Here is a 23,765-nt window from a genome sequence, read left to right as displayed (position 1 = left end):
TTGCTTAGCAGGTGCTTCATTCGATGCGCCGCACACTGCTGAAGCTGGGCAAACCACCATCCCAGTGCATCCAGACTGCAAAGGCGCGCCCGACGATATTGTCTTCCGGAACAAAGCCCCAGTAGCGGCTATCGTTGGAGTGATCACGGTTATCGCCCATGGTGAAATAGTGCCCTTCCGGCACCACCACTTCACGCATTTGCGGCCCCGGATCACGCGGGTTGTTATAAATGAAATGGCTCGCTTCGCCCAGCTGCTCTTCCAACAACAGCTGCTGGGGTGACAGTGCCGGGCCCTCTTCGACCAGCACCTTGCTGACTGCTTCGCCGTTCACGTAGAGCTGCTTGCCTTCGTAACGAATGCGATCTCCGGGCAGCCCCACCACACGCTTGATGAAGTTCACCGAGGGCTCGTCCGGGAAACGAAACACCATGACATCGCCACGCTCCGGGTCGTCCACTTCCAAAAAGCGGTGATGCACCACGGGCAAACGCAGGCCGTAGGCAAACTTGTTCACCAGAATGAAGTCCCCGACTTCCAGCGTCGGCTTCATGGAGCCAGAGGGGATCTGGAACGGCTCGACGATGAAGCTCCGCACTACCAGCACTACCAGCAGTACAGGGAAGAAAGAGCGTGAGTAATCAACCGGCCATGGCTCCTTGAGGAGCTTTTCCCGGGTGGCATCGTCCAGCCCGTCTACCGTGGCCGCTTCGGCAGTGGCCGCCCGCTCACGGCGCTTGGGCCGCAGCACCAGCACATCCAGCAGGAAGATGGCCCCGGAGAGTACGACGGCAAGTACCAGTAATAATGAAAAATCCATGTGGGGTCGAGTCCCTAGTCGTTAACCTTGAGCACAGCAAGGAAGGCATCCTGGGGAATTTCAACACGCCCCACCTGTTTCATCCGTTTTTTACCGGCTTTCTGTTTTTCCAGCAGTTTCTTCTTACGGCTGACGTCGCCGCCATAACACTTCGCGGTCACGTTCTTGCGTAGCGCCTTGACTGTCGAGCGCGCGACCACCTGCCCACCAATGGCAGCCTGAATGGCCACGTCGAACATCTGACGCGGAATCAGCTCTTTCATCTTCTCGACCAGCAGACGGCCGCGAGTGTGCGCATGATCCCGGTGGATGATGACCGCCAGCGCGTCGACCTTGTCGCCGTTGATCAGCACGTCCAAGCGCACCAGTTTGGCGGCCTCAAAACGCTCGAAGTTATACTCCAGCGACGCGTAACCGCGAGAAATCGACTTCAAGCGATCGAAGAAGTCCATGACCACTTCCGACATCGGCAGCTCGTAGGTGAGCTGAATCTGGTTGCCCAGAAACTGCATGTCCAGCTGGGTACCACGGCGCTGCTCACACTCGGCAATCACGTTGCCCACGTACTCCTGGGGCACCAGAATGCTGGCCCGAACGATGGGCTCGCGCATCTCGTCGACGTCGGCCATGTCCGGCAGTTTGGAGGGGTTGGAGACATATTTGATGTCGCCATTTTTCATGGCCAGCTCATACACTACCGTGGGTGCGGTGGTGAGCAGGTCCAGGTCGTATTCGCGCTCCAGACGCTCCTGGATGATTTCCATGTGCAAGGTGCCGAGGAAGCCCACGCGGAAACCGAAGCCCAGGGCGTCCGAGTTTTCCGGCTCGTACTCCAGCGACGCATCGTTTAGCGCCAGCTTCTCCAGCGCATCGCGGAAGTCTTCGTAGTCATCGGCGCTGACCGGGAACATACCGGCATACACCTGCGGCTTGACCTTCTGGAAACCCGGCAGGCGCTCGACATCCGGGGTTTTGGTATGGGTGATGGTATCACCGACCGGGGCACCGTGGATTTCCTTGATCCCCGCCACCACGAAACCGACCTCCCCTGCGCGCAGGATATTGGTCTCCTTACGCAGCGGCGTGAAGATGCCCACTTCGGTGGCGTTCCAATCCCGCCCGGTCGATTTGATGCGAATCTTGTCGCCCTTACGCAGCGTACCGTCGAACAGCCGCACCAACGAAACGACGCCGAGATAGTTGTCGAACCAGGAGTCGATGATCAGCGCCTGCAAGGGGGCATCCGGGTCCCCTTTGGGGGGCGGAATATCGCGTACCAGACGCTCCAGCAACGCGTCGATACCAATACCGCTCTTGGCCGACACCTGGCAGGCATCGGTGGCATCCAGCCCGATGATCTCTTCCACTTCCTGAGAGACGCGGTCCGGGTCGGCTTGGGGCAGATCGATCTTATTGAGCACTGGCAGCACTTCCAGGCCCTGCTCGATGGCGGTGTAGCAGTTGGCCACCGACTGAGCTTCGACACCCTGAGCGGCGTCCACTACCAACAGCGCTCCTTCACAGGCGTATAGCGAGCGGGATACTTCGTAGGAGAAGTCCACATGCCCTGGCGTATCGATGAAGTTGAGTTGATAGACCTGGCCATCGGCTGCGGTGTAGTCCAGCGTCACCGACTGCGCCTTGATGGTAATGCCACGCTCGCGCTCGATATCCATGGAGTCGAGCACCTGCTCCTTCAGCTCACGCTCGGTCAGACCACCGCAGGTCTGGATCAGACGATCGGAAAGTGTCGATTTACCGTGGTCGATGTGGGCGATGATTGAGAAATTGCGAATATGCTTGAGCTTTCCGCCGGAAACGTCATGAGACATCGAGTGTGTTCTGCCTTATTGGTACGCAAGCGATGGTGTTGGGGACCGCGCCAACAAGGCGTCACGTGAGCACCGCACCACTGCATTGCCAAAGTTCGTCAAAAGATAAGCGCTATTGTAGCGATATGCGGGGGATAGGAACAGCAGTCCGGCGAGAACCGCCGGACTGGAAGGAACGAAAGGTGTGATTATTCCAGACGCAGCGCCACGAACAGCGAGCGACCATCACGATACAGGCGCAGCGGAATAGCGCGGTCGGTGGGCAAGCCTTCGACGATGCGCACCAGCTCATCAGCAGAGGCAACGCTGCGGTGATCGAGGCTAACCAGAATATCTCCCGGGCGAAGCCCGGCCTGAGCGGCAACGCTGTCTGGCTCTACCTGACGAACTTCAACACCCCCTGTGATATTGAGCCGTTCGCGAGTGGCTTCATCCACTTCGGCCACAGCGACACCTAGTCGCATCTGGCTATCGCTGCTGGCGGCCTGCTCGGCGCCCTGGGCGTCCGGCCAGCTACCTAATTCGATGGTTTCGGTTACCTGGTCGCCATCGCGCATCAGGGTAAGCTCTACATCGCTACCGGGCGCCACACGACCAATAAGGCGCGGCAACGTGCTGGAGCGGTCAACCTCTTCGCCATTGACCTCCAGAATCACATCCCCAGCCTGCAGGCCACCCTGCGCGGCGGGCCCCTCAGGGTCCAGATCGGCAATCAGCGCACCAATGGCCTCGCTCATACCAAACGACTCGGCCAGATCGCGAGACACCGGCTGGATCATCACGCCCAGCCAGCCACGGTTCACCTGACCATCTTCACGCAGCTGGCTGGCAACGTCCATGGCGACGTTGATCGGAATGGCGAACGACAGACCCATGAAACCACCGCTACGGGTGAAGATCTGCGAATTGATACCGACGACTTCACCTTCCAGATTAAACAGTGGGCCACCGGAGTTACCCGGGTTGATGGCCACGTCGGTCTGGATGAAGGGGACATAGGCGTCCCGTGGAAGCGTTCGGTTGATGGCACTGACGATGCCCGCAGTGACCGAATGGTCGAAGCCGAAAGGCGAGCCAATGGCCGCTACCCACTCTCCGACCTTGAGCTCGTCGGAATCCCCCAACGTGAGCACCGGCAGGTCGCTGGCATCGATCTTGAGCAGGGCAACGTCGGTTTGCACGTCGCTGCCAATCAGCTCGGCGGGCAGTTCGCGACGGTCGTTGAGGCGCACCAGAATTTCATCGGCATCCTGCACGACGTGGGCGTTGGTCATCACGTAGCCATCTTCACTGATGATGAAGCCAGAGCCTAATGACTGTCGTTCCTGGCTACGCCCCTGACCACCACTGGGCGGCGCTGGAAAACTGTCACCAAAAAAGTGGCGAAAGATTTCGGGAATGTCCTGACCACCAAAGCCTTGTATCGACGGCGAGCTGCTGCGCTGCACCGTGCGTGTGGTAGAAATGTTGACGACGCCCGGCGCGGCTTCTTCTACCAGCACCGTGAAATCGGGCAAGGTTTGCGCCTGGGCACTGTGGCCCACCATGAACAGCGCAACCAGGCATAACCATAACGTTGAGGGGAGAACCAAGCGCTTCATGAAACAGCTCCTAGTCAAGCAGGGACGACACCATGGAAGTGCAACTCTTAGCGAGCTACAGGACAACTAACTGACCAAGCGCGGGCGGAAGCGTTCCATCCCCCCACGCATGAGAAATCTCAGCGCCACCAGGGCGCACATTAGGGTGCCAAAAAAGGCACCCACGCTTACCCATTGACGCTCTACGGACAAGGCGAGCGCCCCGGACACCACCAGCGCCAGCAGCATTGGGGCGGCATACACGAGCAGTGCCAGATAGCCAACGGCTTGCCGCTCCACTGCCAGCGTCACCCCACTGCCTACAGGGTAGCGTTCTGCCAGCTGGCTCTCCAGGCAGTCAGCCTGCACCTCGACGCGCGGGTGCTGACGGCGTGCCAGCAGACCCATGCCACAACCGCGCCCTTTGGCACAGGCATCACATTCGCTGGCCACCGACACATCCACTATCAGCCGCCCTTGGGCATACCCCACCACGCGACCGGTGCGATAAAGCGAGGTACACGTCGTGTGCTCGGTCAATGACATCAGGGCTGAATCACGATGGACTGAACGATACGACGCATGACATCAGACGGCAACTCGCCGACACCGACTAGCTGCCAGCGCTGATCGCCGACCTCGACCAGCGATACCGTGGCCGTAGAAACACCTAACTGGTGGCTGCCTTCCGACAGCGTCTGCTGTTCGACGGGCGCTGCAAACAGACTGATAGACGCCAAGCCATCGCTGTAAACACGCTGACCCGATAACGAGCCGGTCTCGACCGGCTGGGAAACGAAGCCATCCGGCAACCACTCAGCCTGCCAACTCATCGCAGGCTCCTCCGGCGAAGCAGGATGGGCAATCTCGCCTTCATACAGAACCGGGGCTTGCAGCTGAGTAATCTGAAACGTTTCCAGCGCCCGCGATTGGCTATCACGCATGACATGCTTGAGCAGCAGCCCCGTCTCTTTGTCTAGCCACCACTCATGCTGATAGCGCTCGCCATCCTGCGGCGCAAACTTGAGCTGCACGGCTTCGCGACCCGCGACACGATCATCGTTGAGCAGCTCGATCTCATAATAATGGGCTACGTGCGCCGCCCAGGCTTCCGCTGCGCTGCTGGTCTCTTGATCTTCTGGGGTAAAGCGGGCGCGATAGCCCACGGCGGACTGACGCTCGACACTCACGGAAGGGCCATCCAGATGCTGAACGACCTGCTGCCGAACGCCATCTCGAATACGATGTGAAAGCGCCAGGGTACGCACTCCCAAAGCATCGATGGAGACGGCCCTGGCCTGGAAGTCGTAGCAGTGACCGGCCTGCTTGCTGAGCACAAGCCAATCCTGAACGTTGGCGGGCGCGGTAAAGGAGGTAAGGTCATCGCAGCTGAATGCGGGCGTTTGCTCTGCGATGACCGGCGTGGAAAAGGAGAACAGGCTTACGAGCCCAGCAGACGCTGCGGTCTGGATTCTCCACTGTCGGCACTTGTCCATCGCCATAATGCTCAGGCCACTCTCTCCAACATTAACGCTGTCCCAGAGGTTCGGTGACCGAAGAGCGCATCAGCGGCATCCAGCTGTCACCACCGCCACTAGCCGCCCCTTGAGCATGCTGCTCCAGGTAGGACTGCAACAGACGCAACTGATCGATATCGATAGACGTTGGCTGCTGAGCCATGACGCTTTGCGGCGCAGACGGAGCCGCGAAACCGGCTTCGCTGACGTTCATCAAGCCGCTATTGCCTGCCTGCCCATTGATCCGGAACGGCGTGGGCTCGAACATCGGCATATCGGAGGCTGCCAGGGCTCCCGTCTGGGCACCAGACAAACTGACCGGCTGTACCTGCGCACCCACTCCAGCGCCGGGCTGAACGGCAATGTTGCCATCAGGCTGGCCGCTCGACCCTGTACCGCTATTGAAGAACTGGACGCCCGTAATCACCATCAGGGAAACGGCCGCTGCCACACCAGCACCGCGAGCAAACGAGACGCCGCCGACACGGCTGTTCGATGCCGCGACGGGCTCTGCCATCGGGACGGGCTCGTTACGCAACCGATCCATGATGCCCGCCGAAAGATCGACGCTGACATCCACTTCGCGTTCGCGTTGCATCATGCTGCGCGCCAGATGATAGCGGCGCCAAGTCTCAGCCGCGTCGGCGTCGTCAGGTAGTGATTTCAACACTCGGCGAAGTTCCAACTCATCACTTTCGCCGTCCATCAACGCGGAAAGTGACTCCCGTGTGTTTTGACTCATACTTCACACCCTCACACTGTGTTTGAAGAAGCTTCACGACAACACGGCTAGTGCGTGTTTTAGCCGCAAAACCTCGCAGGCCAAGACTTGGATTATCTATCACCGTCTGCACAACGCCATGGCCCTACTGGCAGGCAACATGAGCTTGCTGTTAACGGCTCAACTCATTAGCGCTGGCAGCCCTTATGACGCCTGACTCGCCAGACAGTTCACAAAAAAAGCAAAAACGTAAATGTTTGTGTCCATGCATAGGCAGCATCCCCACGCTCAGGGCTCTTCACGACTGTTGCGCGCCGTAGTGACCAGCGGTCGAATGTGCTCGTCTACCGCCTCCCGGGCACGGAAAATACGCGAGCGCACTGTACCCACCGGACACTGCATGATCTGCGCGATGTCTTCATAGGCCAACCCATCAAGTTCACGCAGGGTGATGGCCGTGCGCAGGTCGTCCGGTAAGCGCTCGATGGCCTCGAACACAGCAGCTTCCAGCTGATCACGGGCAATGGAAGCCTCGGGAGACTCGGAATCAGCCAGCCGACCACTTTGATCGACGATTTCAGCATCGACGATATCCAGGTCACTACCGGGCGGGCGGCGTCCTCTGGAGACCAGATGATTCTTCGCCGTATTGATGGCAATTCGATACATCCAGGTGTAGAAAGCGCTTTCCGCACGAAACTTGCCCAACGCGCGATACGCCTTGATGAACGCTTCCTGCGCCACATCCTGCACTTCGGCATGGTCATGCACATAGCGCCCAATAAGGCCAATGATCTTGTGTTGATACTTCTTTACCAAAAGATCGAAAGCGCGTGTGTCGCCTTTCTGGGCACGCTCAACCAACTGCTGGTCCGTTTCACGAGTGCCCATTCACACGCTCCTTCCGCGCCGGTATCACACCGGCCGCTTCATATTCTTGTCGCCCTGTTGATCGGGCCTTCACAGCAAGCAGCATAGTGTCCCTTGGGCATTGATTAATCGTCATGGAGAGCACCGGGCGATGAGGCCCGGGTGCCCCACCTGTTCTGGAGGGCGTTTGGTGGCATAACGCCAATGCTGTCTAGTGTTACGCGTTCTTTGCAGCGCATCAAGCGCTTACCCCCTTTCTTGAAACCCTGTGGCTGACATTTTTCCTTAATGCAAAGTTCCGTAACAATTGATTTTTACCACCGTGACACGCCATAGTAGTGACCACTTTTCGCCCATCGCGCATGTACAGGTAGCAAGATGTCTGATCAACAGGTTAGCAATCTCAACGTCCTCGCTCAGGACGTTCTCACCACCCCCGACGCTCTGAAGTCGGCCATTCCCCTCACCGAAGCCGCCGAGCGCTCCGTCGTGGAAGGCCGCCGCGTCATTCAGAACATCCTGGATGGCAACGACCCGCGCCTGCTGGTGGTCGTGGGCCCCTGCTCCATCCATGACGTGGATGCTGCACTGGATTACGCCCGCCGCCTGCGCGCGCTGGCTGACAAGGTGAGCGATAGCCTGTACATCGTGATGCGCGTCTATTTCGAAAAGCCGCGCACCACCGTGGGCTGGAAAGGGCTGATCAACGACCCCCACCTGAACGACTCATTTGAAATCGACGAAGGCCTGCACATCGCCCGTAAACTGCTGGTCGACCTGGCCGAGATGGGCTTGCCCCTGGCCACGGAAGCGCTGGACCCGATCTCGCCCCAGTACCTACAGGACTGCATTAGCTGGTCAGCCATTGGCGCCCGTACCACCGAGTCACAAACCCATCGCGAGATGGCCTCAGGCCTCTCCTGCCCGGTCGGTTTCAAGAACGGCACCGACGGCAGCCTGGATGTCGCCATCAACGCCCTGCAGTCGGTGGCCAACCCGCATAACTTCCTGGGCATCAACCAGGCGGGCCAGGTCGCCATCATCCGCACCCGGGGCAACGCTTACGGCCACGTGGTACTGCGCGGCGGCAACGGCAAGCCCAACTACGACAGCGTCAGCGTTGCGCTGGCCGAAAAGGAGCTGAGCAAGGCCAAACTGTCGGCCAACATCATGATCGACTGCTCCCACGCCAACTCCAACAAGGACCCGGCCCTGCAGCCACTGGTACTGGAAAACGTGACCAACCAGATTCTGGAAGGCAACCGCTCCATCATCGGCCTGATGGTCGAGTCCAACATTGGCTGGGGTGCCCAGAAAGTGCCCGCCGACCTGAGTCAACTGCAGTACGGCGTCTCGATCACCGATGCCTGTATCGACTGGGACACGACCGTCGAAACCTTCACGCGCATGAACGAGAAACTGGCCCCGGCACTGGCCAAGCGTATTGCCTGAAGCTGACCCGCCAACGCCCCGCCGGACCCTCCGGCGGGGCGTTTTTTTATGGGCATCACCCGCCGCCGATTTCAGGCCTGAATGTCACGTCTGAACGGGGGCAAGGCATCCAGCAGCGCCTGACCGTAGCGCCGCGTGATCACGCGGCGGTCCAGCAGCGTGATCACCCCCCGGTCGTTCTCCTTGCGGATCAACCGACCACAGGCCTGCACCAGCTTGATGGAGGCATCGGGCACGCTGATACGCATGAAAGAGTTGCCGCCCTGGCTTTCGATCCACTCGGCCAACGTGGCGCCCACCGGGTCATCGGGCACCGCAAAGGGTAATCGGGTGATGACCACATGGGTCAGGTAATCCCCGGGCAGGTCGATACCTTCTGCAAAGCTGGCCAAGCCGAAGATGATGCTCCCCTTGCCGCTATCGACCGCTGCTCGATGCCGTTCGATCAACTCCCGCTTGGGCAGCGCATCCTGCGCCAGCAAGCGCTCTTTCAAGGCCGCTGGCAGCACTTTTTCTACCGCCCTGAGCTGGGCCCGGGACGAAAACAGTACCAGCACCGCTTCATCCTCCCCCAACTGGGAGACACAGCGCACGATGGCACGCTCATGGGCCTCTCGGTCGCTGGGGTCCGTGGCTTCGACAGGCACGCGCAGCACCGCGTTGGCATAATCGAAGGGGCTAGGCAGCGCCTGGTACCGATAGCGACTGGCCAGGCCAGCGCGCTCCTGAATACGCTCGAAGCGCCCCAGTGCCGTCAAGGTGGCAGAAGTGACCACCGCGCCGTGGCAACGCCCCCACAAATGCTTGGCCAGCGTATGCGCCGCCGAGACGGGGCTGGCGGAGAACTCGATTTCGGGCTCACCGGCTACACGACTCAGCGTGATCCAGCGCGCACAGGGCGGCGCATTGGGCGGGTCCTGCTCGCTGAACGCCTGCCAGAGCGCGTGGGCTTCCAGGGCGCGACCATGCAGCAGCGCCACCAGCGGTAGCCAGGCTTCGGCCTGATCGCGGTCCAGCCCCGTCTGCTTGTCCGGGTCCAGGCTCTCACGCAGAATATCGGCAATGCTTTCCAGACTGCGTGATAGCGTGGCAAACATCACCAGCAGCTGCCGCGCCTGCTCGCGCAGCGCTTCCGGCACCTCGCCCTTCTCGAAACGCTGCTGGTGGCTGGCCTCTTCATCCGCCAGCCCCTGCTCACGCCCGGCCAGCTGATGCCCCAGGCTGAACACGTCTCCCAGGGCAGGCTCCAGGCCATGCAACACTTCAGGCAGGCTGGCCAACAGCCGGGCCACGGTGGGCTGAACCGCCAAACCCTGGTGAAGATCGGTCAAGCTGCTGCGCAGCGTCTTGAGCCAGCGCAGACAGCCATGCACCGCGAAGCGGTGGGCAAAGTGCGACAGCGCCTTGTCCGGCAGGTGATGGCCTTCGTCGAAGATGAAGATACAGTCGGCAGGGTCCGGCAGAATGGCGCCGCCCCCCAGGGCCAGGTCCGCCAGTACCAGATCGTGGTTGGCCACGATGACATCGGCATCTTCCAGCTCACGACGTGAGCGGAAGAACGCGCAAGCACCGAAATGGCCGCAGCGGCGCCCGGTACACTGGCGGTGATCGACGGTGAGCTGACGCCAGTGGGCATCATCGATGGTGTCAGGCCAGGTATCACGGTCACCCTGCCACTCGCCCTTGCCATAGGCATCGGCCAGGTCGCTGGCAAGCACCTGATAGTCGCTGCTATCGCTTTGCAGGGAGTGCTCGAACAGCGACATGGTCGGGTTTGGCTCACTGCCCTCCAGGGCCTGATCCAGCCGCGCCACGCACACATAGCGCCCGCGCCCTTTGGCCAGCGCGTAGCGAAAGGCGATGCCACTGTGCTGGGCCAGCGAGGGCAGGTCCTGGTGCAACACCTGCTCTTGCAGAGCCACCGTCGCCGTGGACACGATCAGCCGCTTGCCCTTCGCCTTGGCAATGGGCAAGCCTGCAATCAGATACGCCAGCGTCTTGCCCGTGCCGGTACCGGCTTCCAGTACACAGACGTGGCTGTCGCTGGTGCGCTTGCCATCGCTGTCGCACTGAATATCGCCCAGGGTGCGGGCAATCTCGGCGATCATCAGCCGCTGACCGTAGCGTGGGGTCAGCGCTAACTGCTCCACCACGTTACGGTACGCTTGCTGAATATCGGCCTTGAGCGCGTTATCCAGCATGTGCGTTACAGCATGCCTTCCGGCGGATGCTCGCAGGGCAGCTTGCCGTTGATGTAGCGCTCGATTTCCGGCAGCGAGAAGGCGTCTTCTTCACCCACGAAGCTGATCGACACCCCTTTGGCACCGGCACGACCGGTGCGGCCAATACGGTGCACGTAGTCTTCCGGGTCTTCCGGCAGGGTGTAGTTGATCACGTGGCTGACGTCTTCGATGTGAATACCACGACCGGCCACATCGGTGGCTACCAGTACCTGAATCTCGCCTTCCCGGAAGCTCTCCAGCGTCTTGATACGCTGATTCTGGGGCACGTCACCCGACAGCATGGCGGCACTCACGCCAGCTTTTTTCAGCAGGTCATCGAGTTTGCGCACCAGATCCCGACGGTTGCCGAACACCATGACCCGCTCGAAGCTCTCCTGCTCCAGCAGCTTGACCAACAGGCGCTGCTTGTCGTCATCCGACACCAGGTACACGCGCTGGTCGATATCGGCCTGATTCTCTACCGTGACTTCGATCTCGACGTGGGCCGGTTCCTGCGTCCACTGGCTGGCCAGGTTGAGAATGTCGTCGGTGAAGGTGGCCGAAAACAGGAACGTCTGACGCTCCTCTTTCCTAGGGGTGTAGCGGATGATGCGCTTCACATCCGGGATGAACCCCATGGAAAGCATGCGATCCGCTTCATCGAGCACCAGCACTTCGGTCTCGGACAGGTCGATGTCGCGCTTCTGATGGAAGTCGAGCAGACGGCCAGGCGTGGCCACCAAAATATCGAGTTTCTTGCCGAGGCTCTCACGCTGTTTCTGGTAATCCATGCCACCGACCACGCTGGCCACGTTCAACGACGTGAAGCGGGCGAGCGCCTTGGCGTCTTTCTCGATCTGCAGCGCCAGTTCGCGGGTGGGGGCGATGATCAGCGCACGGGGAGCCCCCTGCTTCTGGCCATCCGGCGCGGGCTCTTCCAGGAAGTAGGCCAGCACGGAAATCAGGAAGGCAGCGGTCTTGCCGGTGCCCGTCTGGGCCTTGCCCACAATGTCGCCACCCAGCAGTGTGTGGCGCAGCGCCTCTGCCTGAATGGGGGTGCAGTATTCATAGCCCTGGGCATGAATAGCGCGCATCAAGGGCAGCGGCAGATCAAAGTCATGGAAGCGCCACTTGCCGGCAACGGCGGGCACCTGAAACTGACGAAGATCCCAGTTCGACTGACGGCGACGCGGCTTGCGACGACGGCGTTTAGGCTTGCGGTTCTGGTCCGATGCTGTGATCTGTTCCGACTCGCTCATAGGCTGTGTATCTGTCCATTGCTGTGGAGGTTAGGCATCACGAATCGCGCATTGTAGCAGGGCTTGGCGATAAGAGCGCGCTCTGCTGTCGAAGGAGCGCCCTTGCCTGTTAGAATGAGGCATAAATTAACCCAAGGAGCGCGACGATGACGCGTAAGAAAAAGACTCGTTCACTGGCAGACAAGGTGACGATCCGCACCGGTCGCCGCAAGGATTACAAAAAGTGGCGCCATGAAAACCCGGATCAGGTGACCTCATCACGCCGTTTCGTGGCCAAGAAACAGCAACAGCGCAAATTGCAGGCCGTGCGCAAGCTGGCACGCCAGCAAAGTGGCCAGAACATTGCCATCCACCCCGACAAGGGGAGCGACTCCTCTTCGGGAGAGCCCTCCTGATGCGTCTGGTGTCTTTCAATATCAACGGCATCCGGGCAAGGCTGCATCAGCTTCAAGCGCTCATCGATACCCATCGCCCTGATGTGATCGGCCTGCAGGAAATCAAGGTGCAGGATAGCGAATTCCCACTGGCCGATGTGGAAGCCATGGGGTACCACACCTTTCACTATGGCCAAAAGGGCCACTACGGTGTGGCCTTGCTCTGCCGACAGAAACCTCAGCAGGTCTTCTACGGCTTTCCTGATGATGAGGAAGATGCTCAGCGACGCATGATCGGCGTGCGCCTGCTGACCACCGACGGCCAGCCGGTCACCGTGTGGAACGGCTACTTCCCCCAGGGCGAGAACGTCGAACACCCCACCAAATTTCCTCACAAGGAGCGCTTTTACCAGCAGCTGGCCAATCTGCTGGCCACGCAGCACTCCCCGGAAGAGCATCTCGCCGTCATGGGTGACTTCAACATTTCCCCCGAAGACCAGGACATCGGCATTGGGGAAGCCAACCGAAAACGCTGGCTGCGTGATGGCAAGGCCAGCTTTCAGCCCATCGAGCGGGAGTGGCTAGCGGGCATCAAGGCGTGGGGGCTCAGCGACAGCTATCGGCTCTGCCACCCCGACAACAGCGAATGGTTCAGCTGGTTCGACTACCGCTCGAAGGGCTTTGATCGGGAGCCCAAGCGTGGGCTGCGCATCGACTACATCCTTGTCTCGCCCCCTCTGGCACAGCGGGTCACTGATGCAGGTATCGACTATCCCCTGCGCGCCATGGAGCGACCTTCGGATCACGCGCCCACCTGGAGCGACTTTTCGCTGACACTGGCGGACTGACCTGCGCCCTGGCTGCCGCCCACCCGGGCGGCACGGCTCATCCCCTGAGCCCCCTCAATCGAAATAGCCAAGCCACTGCTCGGCCTGTTCGTCGCCCAACTCCGCCGCTCGCGAGAGCGCCTCTTTCGCCAGCGACTCATTACCCCACGCGTAGGCCAACTGACCATACTGGCGCCAATCGTCAGCCGTTTGAGTAGTATCAGCCAGCGCCTGCCAAGCGTTCAGGGCATGCTCGACATGCCGGGCCTGCTGCCAGGCCGTGGCTCGCAGGCGCAGCGTCTCTTCATCATCAGGCAGCTCCCCTGCTTCCAGCGCTGCCTCCAGATGCTCACCGGCACGCGCTGGCGTGCCCCCTGCCAGGTGCAGCCGAATCAGGGTCAAACGATCCTCGGGTGCAGTGAACTTGCCCATCTGCCAGGCCGCTTCCCAGACGCCGGCGGCAGCGCCCAGCAGCCCCGCCTGCTGCGCCAATCCAGCCGCCTGACGCCACTCCTCGGCACTGCTGCGCTCGCTCAGGTTTTCCAGCAGCCAGGCCAGCGCCTGCTCGCCTTCGCCTGCATGGCGCAGCACGACGTTGACCAGCGCCTGCTGGGCATCACTCAGCTCTCTGCCCGGCGCCAACTGAGGGGTGAGCCATTCGTGGGCCTCTTCCCAGCGCTCCTCTTCTGCCAATAGGCGCACCAACGCCCAAACCGACTCAAGGTAGCGCTCATGGCCCGCCGACTCGCCGAGCCACTGCGCGTAAAGCTCGATGGCCTGAGAGCGCTGACCTGCCGCGCGGCGCAGGGAGGCTTCGTCACGTAACCAGCGCAGCCGCTGACTGTTCGGCACGCTGGTACGCTGGCGGGCACTGGCCAGCTCATCCGCTGCCGCCTCGGGCGCCTCTTGACGCACCAGCGCACTGGCCGCCAACTGATGATATAGCGCGCTGGCCCACTGATCGGCTCGATTGCCCGAGGCCAGCCTGGCGGCCTGGGAGCGCGCGCGATTCAGGATCGCGTCCAACGACTCATCCTCTGCACCCGCGCCTGACAGCGCCGCCAGCTGGCTCTGCAATCCGTTCAGGTCGAGAATGATATCTTCACTCAGTGGCACATCCGCCACCGCCACAGTGCTCCACACGTAGAGCACTGCCATTGCCAATAAACGCTGCATAACGCTCCCTCGACGGGCTTACCGCAACTGAAATTCGATGCGCTGGGTGGCACGACGCAGCTGCTGACTCGGCTCGAACTGCCAGCGCGCAATGGCCTCCTCCGCCGCCTGCTCGAACACCCGGCGCGGCTGCGCGTTGACGACGCGAATCGTTCCGCTATCGACGCTGCCGTCACGCCGAATGACGAACTCCACCTCGACAAAACCCTCCATGCCACGCCGCTGGGCGCGGGTGGGGTACGTGGGATTGACGCGACTCGTGGGCGCCACCTGCCCGACACTCACCGGCTCATTGGAGGGCGCAGGCTCTGCCGCTGGCGCCGCTTCACGTTCGGCCGTCGCCGGTGCCGTGGATGGCTCGGAGCGCGGCGCGGGCTCTGCAGCAGGCTCCGGCGTGGGCTCTGGCGCAGGCTGCGGCTCCGGTCGTGGCTGTGGCGTCGGCTCTGGCCTTGCCTCGGTCAGCTCCGGCAGCTCGCTCTCCAACTCCAGCGGCTCTACCGGTGCATCCGGCAAAGCCAGATCGGGCAGCGCAATCTGACTCGTGGCGACCGGCGCAGGGGCAGGCGCTGGTGCAGGAGGGGGAGCCGCAGGAGCCGCCTGGGCAGGCTCTGGCGGCGGCGTTTCCGGCTCGGCAGCCTGCTCAGGCGCTTCCACCATGGTCATGGCCATGGACATGACCGGCTCGTCGACGCTGCGCTCCGGCGGTGCCACCAGCAGCGCCAGCATCCAGAACAGCCCCATCGCCAGCGCAGCACCAGCCAGCAGCGAGAACCCGTGGCGTATCATGGCGCACTCCGACTAGCCGCCACCGCCACTTGCTCGACGCCTGCCTGCTGCAGGCGATCCATCACTTCGATCAGCAGTCCAGTGGTGGACGCTCGATCGGCCTGGATGACCACCGAGCCATCGCCACTGAGCATGCCGGCCACTTCCTGACCGATGCGATGGGCATCGACCGGACGACCATCCACCCAGACGGCTCCTTCCGGCGTAATCGCGATCAGCACCTGGGCGTCCGGACGCTGTGTGGCGGCGGCCGCTTCCGGGCGCTCGATCTCTACGCCACTCTCCTTGATAAAGCTGGTCGTCACGATAAAGAAGATCAGCATGATGAAGACCACATCCAGCATCGGGGTCAAGTTGACTTCATTGCTCTCTTCGACGGCCTCTATGGAACGGCGTCTACGCATCATTTTCCTCCAGGGCACGTGCCAGGCGATCATGCAGACGCTGGTCTTCGCGGCGAATCACGTGCTCCAAACGGCTGATAAACAGCATGCCCACCACGGCAATGGCCATGCCTGTCAATGTGGGTAGCGTGGCTCGGGCCACGCCATCGGCCATGGCTCTGGCCTGATGGGTGTCACTCATGGAAAGGCTGTCGAACACGGTGATCATGCCAGTGACCGTGCCCAGCAGACCCAACAGCGGGCACAACGCCACCAGCAATTTGATCCACGGCAGCGGCCGACGCAGCTTGGCCACCAGGGCCGCACTCCACACATCGCGCAGCGTCCGTGCGCTCCAGCTGCGATGGTCGCTACGCGCTGCCCAGCGGTGCACCAGCTGACGACGCGCACGTCGCCAGCTGATGCGGTAGTACCACCAGCGTTCGATGGCCATGGCGAACACCAGCACGGCCACCAGCGCAAGCACCACCAGCACCGCGCCACCGGCATCCAACAACCGCTCTACCGGCTCCAGCCAAAGGGGCAACGTCGGCATATCAGTTCACCGCTTGCCCGGGATGGGCGGACTGCGCTTCCAGGTGATCGGCCAGGGTGGCGCTAGCCTCCCCTTCGATCACTTGCGTAATGGACCGGCTACGGCTGGACAGTGCCGTTTGTGCAAACAGCAACGGCACCGCCGTCACCAGACCCAATACCGTCGTCACCAATGCCTGACTGATCCCTCCCGCCATGAGCTGCGGGTCACCGGTACCGAACACGGTAATGGCCTGAAAGGTGACGATCATGCCCGTCACCGTACCCAACAGGCCCAGCAGCGGCGCAATGGCGGCCAACAGCTTGACGATGGGCTGGCCTCGCTCGATGCGCGGCAGCTCTGCCAGCACCGCTTCATCCAGGCGGGCTTCGAGGGCTTCGGGGGTTTGATGCTTGTCCATGTCCTTGAATCGCTGCAGCACTCGGCCCAGCGGATTGTCTGCTCGCGGCTGCTCCAACTGACGGCGTTGACGACGCACCCGTGCGCTCACCAGCAGCAGATAGAGGTATTGCGCCAGCGCCACCAACAGACCGATACCCCCCAGCACCACGACCACATAGCCGACATAGCCACCCTGCTGGAAGCGCTCCCAGAGACTGGGCTGCTGGGCCAACGCCTGCAGTACGCTGCCCTGGGTAGGGTCGATGGCAAATTCTCGGCTCTCACCTTGGTGGTAGGCGGCGAGCAGGCGGCGGATTTCCGACGGCGTACGCGGCAGCTCGGCCAGGCTCTGGTCATCCTGCCCCTTGCGGAGCAGTGCCGACTCCGTGAAAGCGGCAAAATCCCCCAAACGGACCACCTGACGAGGCGCAATCTCGCCAGCACCGTCTGCCACGGGCAGCTCGAGACGCTCGGCCTGCCCGGTGTTCATGGTCAAGGCTGCCAGCCGGTCTACCACGCTCTCCAGGTGCTCACGCTCCAGCACCTCGACGTCGTTGAGGCGCGGGGGCAAAGCGTCAGGCGTCAACGTCAGCCAGCTCTCCCCTCCCAATTCGTTGCGCAGCTCCTCGCTGTGCCGCGTCAGATCGGCCAACAGTGCCGTAAGGGCCTCCCCCTGCTCATCCTGACGCTGAGCCAAAACCTCGGCCTGCTCGGCCTGCTCTTGCTGCTGCGCCTGCAGGGCAACCTGCTCCTGCTCGGCGGCTGCGTGCGCGGCGCGCGCTTCCTCCAGGGCAGCAGCCAGGGCGTCCTGATCTTCCAGAAACGACTGCAGCCGCGCCTGATCTCGCGCTTCTGCTGCTTCGCGGGCATCACGTAGCGTCGTGACATCACTGCTTTGGGCAATGACCGGGGCGCTCGCCCAAACGCTCATGGCCAGCAGCAGGCAGGCCATCCTGTGCACGCCGCACCGATAGCTGGGTAGGTTCATTGCGGCGCTCCTGTGGCGGTGATCGATAGCGGTAATTGCAGCAGTTCAGGCGTACGCTGATCATCGGCAATACGCAGGCCATTACGCACTTCTCGGCGGGCACGCTCTTCCAGCGCCAGCCATTCGCCGCGCTGTTGGTCCCATACGCCACCCTCACGGCCATCCGGCGTCAGGTAATAGAGGCCAATACGCCCAATACGCAGATAATCGACTTCCCGAGGAGCCCCGCCGTCGCGCTGCAAACGCCCCCGCCAGCTATCCACCTGGCGGCCGTATGCCAGCTCTGCACGCCAGGCTTCAAGCAGCTCGGCAATCCGTTCGGCGCTCTCCTGGGTGGACGCCTCGGCCCCTTCTACGCGTGCCAAGCGCTCGGCGCGCAGGAAAGGCAGATCCGACTCGATCCATCGGGTGAGCTGTTCGGCCATATCCTGCTCGATGACCGGCAGCGCAGCACGTGTATCGCTCAGCGTATCCAACGCCTGGGCCAACCGCTGCTGGCGCTCCGCCTCACTGGCCAGGCGACTGCTCAGGGCAGCATTGGAAGCGCTCATCTGCCGCGTCTCCTGCTCCAGTTGGCGCAGTTCTTCCAACTGTTCTCGAGTTGCTTCGTCGGCCCTGTCGATTTGCTGCTGCAGTTCAGATTGCACTTGCTGGGCCTCGACACTCTGGGCCGCCTGATCCATCGTTTCATCGCTCGCCATCAGCGATGTACTGGCCAGCATTCCAGCAAGCCAATACCCGCTCAAGGCAAAGAAAGGCCTTTTCAGCACGTCGTCTCTCCCTCACTGCTCAGCGCGCTATCAGTATCAGCTCGCCAAGGCTCACCAAATATAAGAACGATTTGCGTTTAAATCGTTAGCGTGCATAGCCTACCATCAATAGAATAAATGACAATATTTATCATTAACATTCAATAACGAAATCTTTTCATCACCCATAAAAAAACGGGAGCTCTGAGGCTCCCGTTGAGTGGCACGCTAATTGAACGATCAGAACGCCCAGTCGTCGTCTTCGGTAGCGACGGCCTTGCCGATGACGTAGGACGAGCCAGACCCCGAGAAGAAGTCGTGGTTCTCGTCTGCGCTGGGGGACAGCGCCGCCATGATCGTCGGGTCGACGTCCGTGACACTGCTGGGGAACAGCGGCTCGAAACCGAGGTTCATCAACGCCTTGTTGGCGTTGTAGTGCAGGAACTTCTTCACGTCTTCGGTCAAGCCCACCGCATCATACAGCGACTCGGTGTAGCGCACTTCGTTGTCGTACAGCTCCAGCAGCAGCTCGTAGGCATAATCCTTCACTTCCTGCTGACGCTCAGGGGTGGCTTCCGCCAGCGCCTGCTGGAACTTGTAGCCCACGTAGTAACCGTGCACCGCTTCGTCACGAATGATCAGACGAATCAGGTCAGCGGTATTGGTCAGCTTGGCATGGCTGGACCAGTACATGGGCAGATAGAAGCCGGAGTAGAACAGGAACGACTCCAGGAAAACGCTGGCCACTTTGCGCATCAACGGGTCATCGGAGCGATAGCGCTTGAGAATCAGCTCGGACTTCAGCTGGAGCGACGGATTCTCCTCACTCCAACGGAACGCATCGTCCACGTCCCGGGTGGCGCACAGCGTCGAGAAAATCGAGCTGTAGGAGCGCGCATGCACCGATTCCATGAAGGCAATGTTGGTGTAAACCGCTTCTTCATGGGGCGTACGCGCATCTTCCATCAGCACCGGCGCACCCACGCTGCTCTGGATGGTATCGAGCAGCGTCAGGCCGGTGAAGACCCGGATGGTCAGCTGCTTTTCCTGCTGAGTCAGGGTGTTCCACGACTGAATGTCGTTGGACAGCGGCACTTTTTCCGGCAGCCAGAAGTTGCTGGTCAGGCGGTTCCACACCTCCAGATCTTTATCGTCCTGCAGACGGTTCCAGTTGATCGCATTAACCCGCGACAGGCGTTGCATCGTTGTCATCAGCGCTCTCTTCTAAACGTCATCACATGCCAGTGGGAATATCGTTACAGCGTGCAGGAGACACAGCCTTCTACCTCGGTGCCTTCCAGCGCGCTTTGGCGCAAGCGAATGTAGTAAAGGGTCTTGATGCCCTTGCGCCATGCATAGATCTGCGCCTTGTTGATATCCCGAGTGGTAGCGGTATCAGGGAAGAACAGCGTCAGTGACAGCCCCTGATCCACATGCTTCGACGCTTCTGCATAAGTATCGATGATTTTCTCAGGGCCAATTTCGTAGGCATCCTGGAAGTAATCGAAGTTGGCTTCATTCAAGAACGGCGCCGGATAATAGACCCGCCCCAGCTTGCCTTCTTTACGAATCTCGATTCTCGCCGCCACCGGATGAATACTGGAGGTGGAGTTGTTGATATAGGAAATCGAGCCCGTGGGCGGCACTGCCTGCAGGTTGCGGTTGTACAGGCCGTGCGCCATGACCGAGGCCTTCAGGGCCTGCCAATCTTCCTGGGTCGGCAGCGCAATACCACTGCGTTCGAACAGCTGGCGTACTTTTTCGGTACGCGGCAGCCAGGCCTGGTCGGTGTACTTGTCGAAGAACGTGCCCGACGCGTAGGTGGAGTCCTCGAAACCGGCGAAGGTGGCGCCATGCTCAATGGCCAGCTGGTTCGAGGCACGAATGGCATGGAACGCGACGCAGTAGAAGTACAGGTTGGTGAAATCCAACCCCTCTTCCGAGCCATAATAGATGTGCTCACGCGCCAGGAAACCGTGCAGGTTCATCTGCCCCAGACCAATCGCACGCGACTTGGCATTCCCTTCGGCAATCGAGGGCACGCTGCTCAGGTTGCTCATTTCGGACACGGCCGTCAGGCCGCGAATGGCGATTTCGACGCTGGTGCCGATATCGCCCGAATCCATGACCTTGGCAATGTTCATCGAGCCCAGGTTGCAGGAGATGTCCTGACCGATGTCGCGGTATCCCAGGTCGTCGTCATACTCGGTCGGCGTGTTGACCTGCAGAATCTCGGAGCAGAGGTTGCTCATGTTGATGCGACCGGCAATCGGGTTGGCGCGATTGACCGTATCTTCGAACATGATGTACGGGTAACCGGACTCGAACTGCAGCTCAGCCAGCGTCTGGAAGAAGGCACGAGCATTGATCTTCTGCTTGCGAATGCGCGCATCCGCCACCATTTCATGGTACTTCTCGGTGACGCTGATATCGCCAAACGGCACCCCGTAGACCCGCTCTACATCATAGGGGGAGAACAGGTACATGTCGTCGTTGCGCTTGGCCAGTTCGAACGTGATATCCGGAATGGTCACGCCCAGCGAAAGCGTCTTGATGCGGATCTTTTCGTCGGCATTTTCACGCTTGGTGTCGAGGAAACGCAGAATGTCAGGGTGGTGAGCATTCAGGTACACAGCCCCGGCACCCTGACGAGCCCCCAGCTGGTTGGCGTAAGAGAACGCATCTTCCAGCAGCTTCATGATGGGGATGATGCCCGACGACTGGTTTTCGATACGCTTGATCGGCGCGCCAGACTCACGAATGTTGGTCAGCAGGAACGCCACCCCACCACCACGCTTGGAGAGCTGCAGCGCTGAGTTGATCGACCGCCCGATCGACTCCATGTTGTCTTCGATACGCAGCAGGAAGCATGACACCAGCTCACCGCGCTGCTGTTTGCCGCAGTTCAGGAAAGTCGGCGTGGCTGGCTGGAAGCGACCACTGATCACTTCATCCACCAGCGACTTGGCCAGCGCTTCATCCCCACGCGCCAGCGTCAGCGCAACCATGCACACGCGATCTTCGTAGCGCTCCAGGTAACGCTTGCCATCGAAGGTCTTCAGCGTATAGCTGGTGTAGTACTTGAAGGCACCCAGGAAGCTGGGGAAGCGAAACTTGTAGGCATACGCCTGCTCGAACAGCGACTTGATGAATGCGAAGCTGTACTGATCGAGTACGTTGGCCTCGTAATAGCCCTCTTCCACCAGGTAGTCCAGCTTCTCTTCCAGCGAGTGGAAGAAAACCGTGTTCTGGTTGACGTGCTGAAGGAAGTACTGACGCGCTGCTTCGCGGTCCTTGTCCAACTGCAGTTCGCCGTTGGCACCGTACAGATTGAGCATCGCGTTGAGCGCATGATAATCCAGCGTACGCGCTTCGTTGGTACCCGCAGCAGGACGTTTCGCTTCTGCCGACTTCTTGGTAGCGGCGCTGGTGGACGCTACGTTGTTAGAGACTGAGCTTGACGTTTCCAAAACTCTTCTACTCCTTTGCGGACCTTGGCGACATCGTCATCGGTGCCAAACAGTTCAAAGCGATAAAGCAACGGTACCCGGCACTTTTGCGCGATGATGCGCCCTGCCAACCCGTAAGCTTCACCAAAATTCGTATTACCCGAGGCAATGACACCTCGAATGAGGTGCCGATTGTACTCATCGTTCAAGAAGCGAATCACCTGCCCCGGCACGGCGCCTTGTGCATGGCCACCGCCGTAGGTAGGCGTCACCAATATGTAAGGCTGCGTGACGCGTGGTGTGGGCTCTTCACGATTCAATGGCAGCCGCTGGGCGCTCAAGCCAAGCCTTTCGATAAACCGATGGGTATTGCCTGACTTGGTGGAAAAATAGACCAGCGTACCCGCCTGCCTGGTTTCCACCGTGGCCGTGTGCATGGCGGCTGAACTATGCCAGCGCCTGGATACGGTCAGGGCGGAAGCCGGACCAGTGATCCTCACCTACCACGACGACCGGCAACTGACGATAGCCCAGAGCTTCGACCTGCTGCTGCGCGCCAGACTCTTCCGTAATGTCGATCACGGTGTACTCCAAACCCTGCTTGTCCAGCGCACGATAGGTAGCGGTGCACTGTACGCAGGCAGGCTTGCTATAAATTTGGATTTCCATGGCTATTTTCCTTCTCATAGCGACACTTTTCGGGTAGCGCATGGTAATGGCGCCACCCCTCTGAAATTCTCCACGCATACTATATATAGATCACCAGAAAATCAATTCAAGCATATATGGTATTTTTTTCATCCACAGGTTATTGACAATCCATACCCAGCGCTATACCCAGAAACCCAAAAAAAGCCGCCCCCTAAAAGGGGGCGGCTTTGGCTGTAAAATCACGCGCTCAGGCGCAATTTTCGACCATTATCAGGCCTTGGCAGCCTGGTAGCGACGCTCGACGTCTTCCCAGTTCACGACATTGAAGAAAGCGTCAACATAGTCGGGGCGCTTGTTCTGGAACTTGAGGTAGTACGCGTGCTCCCATACATCCAGACCCAGCAGCGGCGTGTTGCCATGCATCAGAGGGCTATCCTGGTTGAGCGTGTTCTCGACGACCAGCTTCTTCTCGGGTGTGACAGATAGCCACGCCCAGCCGCTGCCAAAACGGCCCAGCGCCGCTTTTTTGAAAGCGTCCTTGAACGCATCGAAGCCACCCAGCTCAGCATCGATGGCCTTGGCAACATCACCCTGGGGCTGACCGCCACCATTGGGAGACATCATCTGCCAGAACATGGAGTGGTTGGCGTGACCACCGCCGTTGTTGATGACAGCCTGACGCTTCTCTTCCGGCACGCGATCCAGATTGGCGACCAACTCTTCTACGGGCACGTCTTCCAGACCGGTGCCTTCCAAAGCGCCGTTCAGGTTGGTCACGTAGGTGTTGTGGTGACGAGAGTGGTGAATCTCCATCGTCATCGCATCGATGTGCGGCTCGAGTGCATCGTAAGCGTACGGTAATTCAGGAAGGGTATGGGCCATGCTATCTTCTCCTTGAGTGGCTTCTATAACGTTCACTACCTAAGGTGCGGTCTTGCTTCACCCTTTTCAACTGCCGCCCCAGCAATTTTTCTACCAGCGCGACGACTTCTTTATCCCAGCACTTTAGTCAACTATTTTCAGTTTATCGAATTCATCGCCATTAAAAAAGCCGACCTCTTGCGACGTCGGCTTTTGGTAAAACGGCGTTCCTGCTTACAGCTTGCTCTCCAGCTCCGGCAGGATCTCGAACAGATCCCCCACCAGGCCGTAGTCGGCTACCTGGAAGATCG

23 protein-coding genes and 1 pseudogene are annotated in these 23,765 nt (G+C 60.3%); 3 read left to right on the top strand and 21 right to left on the bottom strand.

Going from position 1 to position 23,765, the window contains the following annotated elements:
• Nucleotides 1–16: 16 nt before the first annotated feature.
• From lepB to rpoE, 7 genes are all read right to left on the bottom strand, one after another.
• Entirely contained in the window at nt 17–820 is an 804-nt protein-coding gene (gene lepB, locus CWI66_RS12420) for a signal peptidase I (RefSeq protein ID WP_100731845.1), read from the bottom strand.
• Between the two features lie 14 nt (nt 821–834).
• Nucleotides 835–2,652, bottom strand: coding sequence for a translation elongation factor 4 (gene lepA / locus CWI66_RS12415; protein WP_081137135.1), 1,818 nt, complete (start codon nt 2,650–2,652; stop codon nt 835–837).
• A 188-nt stretch (nt 2,653–2,840) separates the two neighbouring features.
• A complete protein-coding gene (locus CWI66_RS12410; RefSeq protein WP_100731844.1) occupies nt 2,841–4,253 on the bottom strand; it encodes a DegQ family serine endoprotease in 1,413 nt (470 codons plus the stop codon).
• Nucleotides 4,254–4,319: 66 nt separating this feature from the next.
• Nucleotides 4,320–4,778 carry a SoxR reducing system RseC family protein gene (locus tag CWI66_RS12405; protein ID WP_232710891.1) on the bottom strand — a complete coding sequence of 153 codons (459 nt, stop codon included), beginning with the start codon at nt 4,776–4,778 and terminating at the stop codon, nt 4,320–4,322.
• Nucleotides 4,778–5,734 carry a MucB/RseB C-terminal domain-containing protein gene (locus CWI66_RS12400; RefSeq protein WP_232710889.1) on the bottom strand — a complete coding sequence of 319 codons (957 nt, stop codon included), beginning with the start codon at nt 5,732–5,734 and terminating at the stop codon, nt 4,778–4,780. The genes CWI66_RS12405 and CWI66_RS12400 overlap by 1 nt, the downstream gene beginning before the upstream one ends.
• A gap of 25 nt (nt 5,735–5,759) precedes the next feature.
• Nucleotides 5,760–6,491, bottom strand: a complete 732-nt coding sequence (locus tag CWI66_RS12395) for a sigma-E factor negative regulatory protein (RefSeq protein WP_100731843.1) — start codon at nt 6,489–6,491, stop codon at nt 5,760–5,762.
• A gap of 267 nt (nt 6,492–6,758) precedes the next feature.
• Complete coding sequence (gene rpoE, locus CWI66_RS12390; protein ID WP_039177195.1) at nt 6,759–7,361, bottom strand: RNA polymerase sigma factor RpoE; 603 nt, start codon at nt 7,359–7,361, stop codon at nt 6,759–6,761.
• A 357-nt stretch (nt 7,362–7,718) separates the two neighbouring features.
• Here rpoE and CWI66_RS12385 point away from each other — a divergent pair, with 357 nt between their 5' ends.
• Nucleotides 7,719–8,792: a 3-deoxy-7-phosphoheptulonate synthase gene (locus CWI66_RS12385; protein ID WP_016913579.1), complete on the top strand. Its 1,074-nt coding sequence runs from the start codon at nt 7,719–7,721 to the stop codon at nt 8,790–8,792.
• Nucleotides 8,793–8,863: 71 nt separating this feature from the next.
• On the opposite strand, the gene dinG is transcribed toward CWI66_RS12385, so the two are convergent.
• Nucleotides 8,864–10,993 (bottom strand): ATP-dependent DNA helicase DinG, encoded by a 2,130-nt coding sequence (gene dinG, locus CWI66_RS12380; RefSeq protein WP_100731842.1) that lies wholly within the window; start codon nt 10,991–10,993, stop codon nt 8,864–8,866.
• 5 nt (nt 10,994–10,998) lie between these two features.
• Nucleotides 10,999–12,273, bottom strand: coding sequence for an ATP-dependent RNA helicase RhlB (rhlB, locus tag CWI66_RS12375; protein WP_016913577.1), 1,275 nt, complete (start codon nt 12,271–12,273; stop codon nt 10,999–11,001).
• A gap of 146 nt (nt 12,274–12,419) precedes the next feature.
• Here rhlB and CWI66_RS12370 point away from each other — a divergent pair, with 146 nt between their 5' ends.
• Together CWI66_RS12370 and xthA are read left to right on the top strand one after the other, a co-directional pair.
• Nucleotides 12,420–12,668, top strand: coding sequence for a hypothetical protein (locus tag CWI66_RS12370; RefSeq protein ID WP_016913576.1), 249 nt, complete (start codon nt 12,420–12,422; stop codon nt 12,666–12,668).
• Complete coding sequence (gene xthA / locus CWI66_RS12365; RefSeq protein ID WP_016913575.1) at nt 12,668–13,495, top strand: exodeoxyribonuclease III; 828 nt, start codon at nt 12,668–12,670, stop codon at nt 13,493–13,495. Before CWI66_RS12370 ends, xthA begins: the two co-directional genes overlap by 1 nt.
• 54 nt (nt 13,496–13,549) lie before the next feature.
• Here the strand turns inward: xthA and CWI66_RS12360 are convergent, their stop codons facing one another.
• The 12 genes and pseudogenes from CWI66_RS12360 to CWI66_RS18400 form a co-directional block, all read right to left on the bottom strand.
• Entirely contained in the window at nt 13,550–14,650 is a 1,101-nt protein-coding gene (locus tag CWI66_RS12360) for a hypothetical protein (protein ID WP_100731841.1), read from the bottom strand.
• 18 nt (nt 14,651–14,668) lie between these two features.
• Nucleotides 14,669–15,436 carry an energy transducer TonB gene (locus CWI66_RS12355; RefSeq protein ID WP_100731840.1) on the bottom strand — a complete coding sequence of 256 codons (768 nt, stop codon included), beginning with the start codon at nt 15,434–15,436 and terminating at the stop codon, nt 14,669–14,671.
• Nucleotides 15,433–15,840 carry an ExbD/TolR family protein gene (locus tag CWI66_RS12350; RefSeq protein ID WP_039177216.1) on the bottom strand — a complete coding sequence of 136 codons (408 nt, stop codon included), beginning with the start codon at nt 15,838–15,840 and terminating at the stop codon, nt 15,433–15,435. The genes CWI66_RS12355 and CWI66_RS12350 overlap by 4 nt, the downstream gene beginning before the upstream one ends.
• Complete coding sequence (locus CWI66_RS12345; RefSeq protein WP_039177218.1) at nt 15,833–16,375, bottom strand: MotA/TolQ/ExbB proton channel family protein; 543 nt, start codon at nt 16,373–16,375, stop codon at nt 15,833–15,835. The genes CWI66_RS12350 and CWI66_RS12345 overlap by 8 nt, the downstream gene beginning before the upstream one ends.
• A gap of 1 nt (nt 16,376) precedes the next feature.
• On the bottom strand, nt 16,377–17,744 hold the full coding sequence (locus CWI66_RS12340) for a MotA/TolQ/ExbB proton channel family protein (protein ID WP_100731839.1): 1,368 nt from the start codon (nt 17,742–17,744) through the stop codon (nt 16,377–16,379).
• Entirely contained in the window at nt 17,741–18,514 is a 774-nt protein-coding gene (locus CWI66_RS12335) for a DUF3450 domain-containing protein (RefSeq protein WP_100731838.1), read from the bottom strand. The genes CWI66_RS12340 and CWI66_RS12335 overlap by 4 nt, the downstream gene beginning before the upstream one ends.
• Before the next feature lie 219 nt (nt 18,515–18,733).
• Nucleotides 18,734–19,705, bottom strand: a complete 972-nt coding sequence (gene nrdF / locus CWI66_RS12330; protein WP_016913568.1) for a class 1b ribonucleoside-diphosphate reductase subunit beta — start codon at nt 19,703–19,705, stop codon at nt 18,734–18,736.
• A 44-nt stretch (nt 19,706–19,749) separates the two neighbouring features.
• On the bottom strand, nt 19,750–21,963 hold the full coding sequence (gene nrdE, locus CWI66_RS12325; protein WP_100731837.1) for a class 1b ribonucleoside-diphosphate reductase subunit alpha: 2,214 nt from the start codon (nt 21,961–21,963) through the stop codon (nt 19,750–19,752).
• Entirely contained in the window at nt 21,930–22,379 is a 450-nt protein-coding gene (nrdI, locus tag CWI66_RS12320; RefSeq protein WP_081137118.1) for a class Ib ribonucleoside-diphosphate reductase assembly flavoprotein NrdI, read from the bottom strand. Before nrdI ends, nrdE begins: the two co-directional genes overlap by 34 nt.
• A gap of 10 nt (nt 22,380–22,389) precedes the next feature.
• Entirely contained in the window at nt 22,390–22,611 is a 222-nt protein-coding gene (gene nrdH / locus CWI66_RS12315; protein WP_039177227.1) for a glutaredoxin-like protein NrdH, read from the bottom strand.
• A gap of 252 nt (nt 22,612–22,863) precedes the next feature.
• Complete coding sequence (locus CWI66_RS12310; protein ID WP_081137116.1) at nt 22,864–23,475, bottom strand: superoxide dismutase; 612 nt, start codon at nt 23,473–23,475, stop codon at nt 22,864–22,866.
• A gap of 213 nt (nt 23,476–23,688) precedes the next feature.
• Nucleotides 23,689–23,765 (bottom strand): annotated as a pseudogene (locus CWI66_RS18400) (FAD-binding protein); the annotation flags it as partial.

It is taken from the genome of Halomonas sp. 141 (assembly GCF_002810305.1).
Lineage (GTDB): Bacteria > Pseudomonadota > Gammaproteobacteria > Pseudomonadales > Halomonadaceae > Vreelandella > Vreelandella stevensii.
This window is presented reverse-complemented; position numbering and strand designations above follow the sequence as displayed.

Coding starts and splice junctions, on each gene's coding strand:
- CWI66_RS12340 (WP_100731839.1), bottom strand. CDS start 17,744: ATGAACCTACCCAGCTATCGGTGCGGCGTGCACAGGATGGCCTGCCTG.
- CWI66_RS12370 (WP_016913576.1), top strand. CDS start 12,420: ATGACGCGTAAGAAAAAGACTCGTTCACTGGCAGACAAGGTGACGATC.
- CWI66_RS12400 (WP_232710889.1), bottom strand. CDS start 5,734: ATGGCGATGGACAAGTGCCGACAGTGGAGAATCCAGACCGCAGCGTCT.
- xthA (WP_016913575.1), top strand. CDS start 12,668: ATGCGTCTGGTGTCTTTCAATATCAACGGCATCCGGGCAAGGCTGCAT.
- CWI66_RS12395 (WP_100731843.1), bottom strand. CDS start 6,491: ATGAGTCAAAACACACGGGAGTCACTTTCCGCGTTGATGGACGGCGAA.
- CWI66_RS12310 (WP_081137116.1), bottom strand. CDS start 23,475: ATGGCCCATACCCTTCCTGAATTACCGTACGCTTACGATGCACTCGAG.
- dinG (WP_100731842.1), bottom strand. CDS start 10,993: ATGCTGGATAACGCGCTCAAGGCCGATATTCAGCAAGCGTACCGTAAC.
- CWI66_RS12345 (WP_039177218.1), bottom strand. CDS start 16,375: ATGCCGACGTTGCCCCTTTGGCTGGAGCCGGTAGAGCGGTTGTTGGAT.
- rhlB (WP_016913577.1), bottom strand. CDS start 12,273: ATGAGCGAGTCGGAACAGATCACAGCATCGGACCAGAACCGCAAGCCT.
- lepA (WP_081137135.1), bottom strand. CDS start 2,652: ATGTCTCATGACGTTTCCGGCGGAAAGCTCAAGCATATTCGCAATTTC.
- CWI66_RS12410 (WP_100731844.1), bottom strand. CDS start 4,253: ATGAAGCGCTTGGTTCTCCCCTCAACGTTATGGTTATGCCTGGTTGCG.
- CWI66_RS12355 (WP_100731840.1), bottom strand. CDS start 15,436: ATGATACGCCACGGGTTCTCGCTGCTGGCTGGTGCTGCGCTGGCGATG.
- CWI66_RS12350 (WP_039177216.1), bottom strand. CDS start 15,840: ATGCGTAGACGCCGTTCCATAGAGGCCGTCGAAGAGAGCAATGAAGTC.
- nrdH (WP_039177227.1), bottom strand. CDS start 22,611: ATGGAAATCCAAATTTATAGCAAGCCTGCCTGCGTACAGTGCACCGCT.
- rpoE (WP_039177195.1), bottom strand. CDS start 7,361: ATGGGCACTCGTGAAACGGACCAGCAGTTGGTTGAGCGTGCCCAGAAA.
- CWI66_RS12360 (WP_100731841.1), bottom strand. CDS start 14,650: ATGCAGCGTTTATTGGCAATGGCAGTGCTCTACGTGTGGAGCACTGTG.
- CWI66_RS12385 (WP_016913579.1), top strand. CDS start 7,719: ATGTCTGATCAACAGGTTAGCAATCTCAACGTCCTCGCTCAGGACGTT.
- lepB (WP_100731845.1), bottom strand. CDS start 820: ATGGATTTTTCATTATTACTGGTACTTGCCGTCGTACTCTCCGGGGCC.
- nrdI (WP_081137118.1), bottom strand. CDS start 22,379: ATGCACACGGCCACGGTGGAAACCAGGCAGGCGGGTACGCTGGTCTAT.
- nrdF (WP_016913568.1), bottom strand. CDS start 19,705: ATGACAACGATGCAACGCCTGTCGCGGGTTAATGCGATCAACTGGAAC.
- CWI66_RS12405 (WP_232710891.1), bottom strand. CDS start 4,778: ATGTCATTGACCGAGCACACGACGTGTACCTCGCTTTATCGCACCGGT.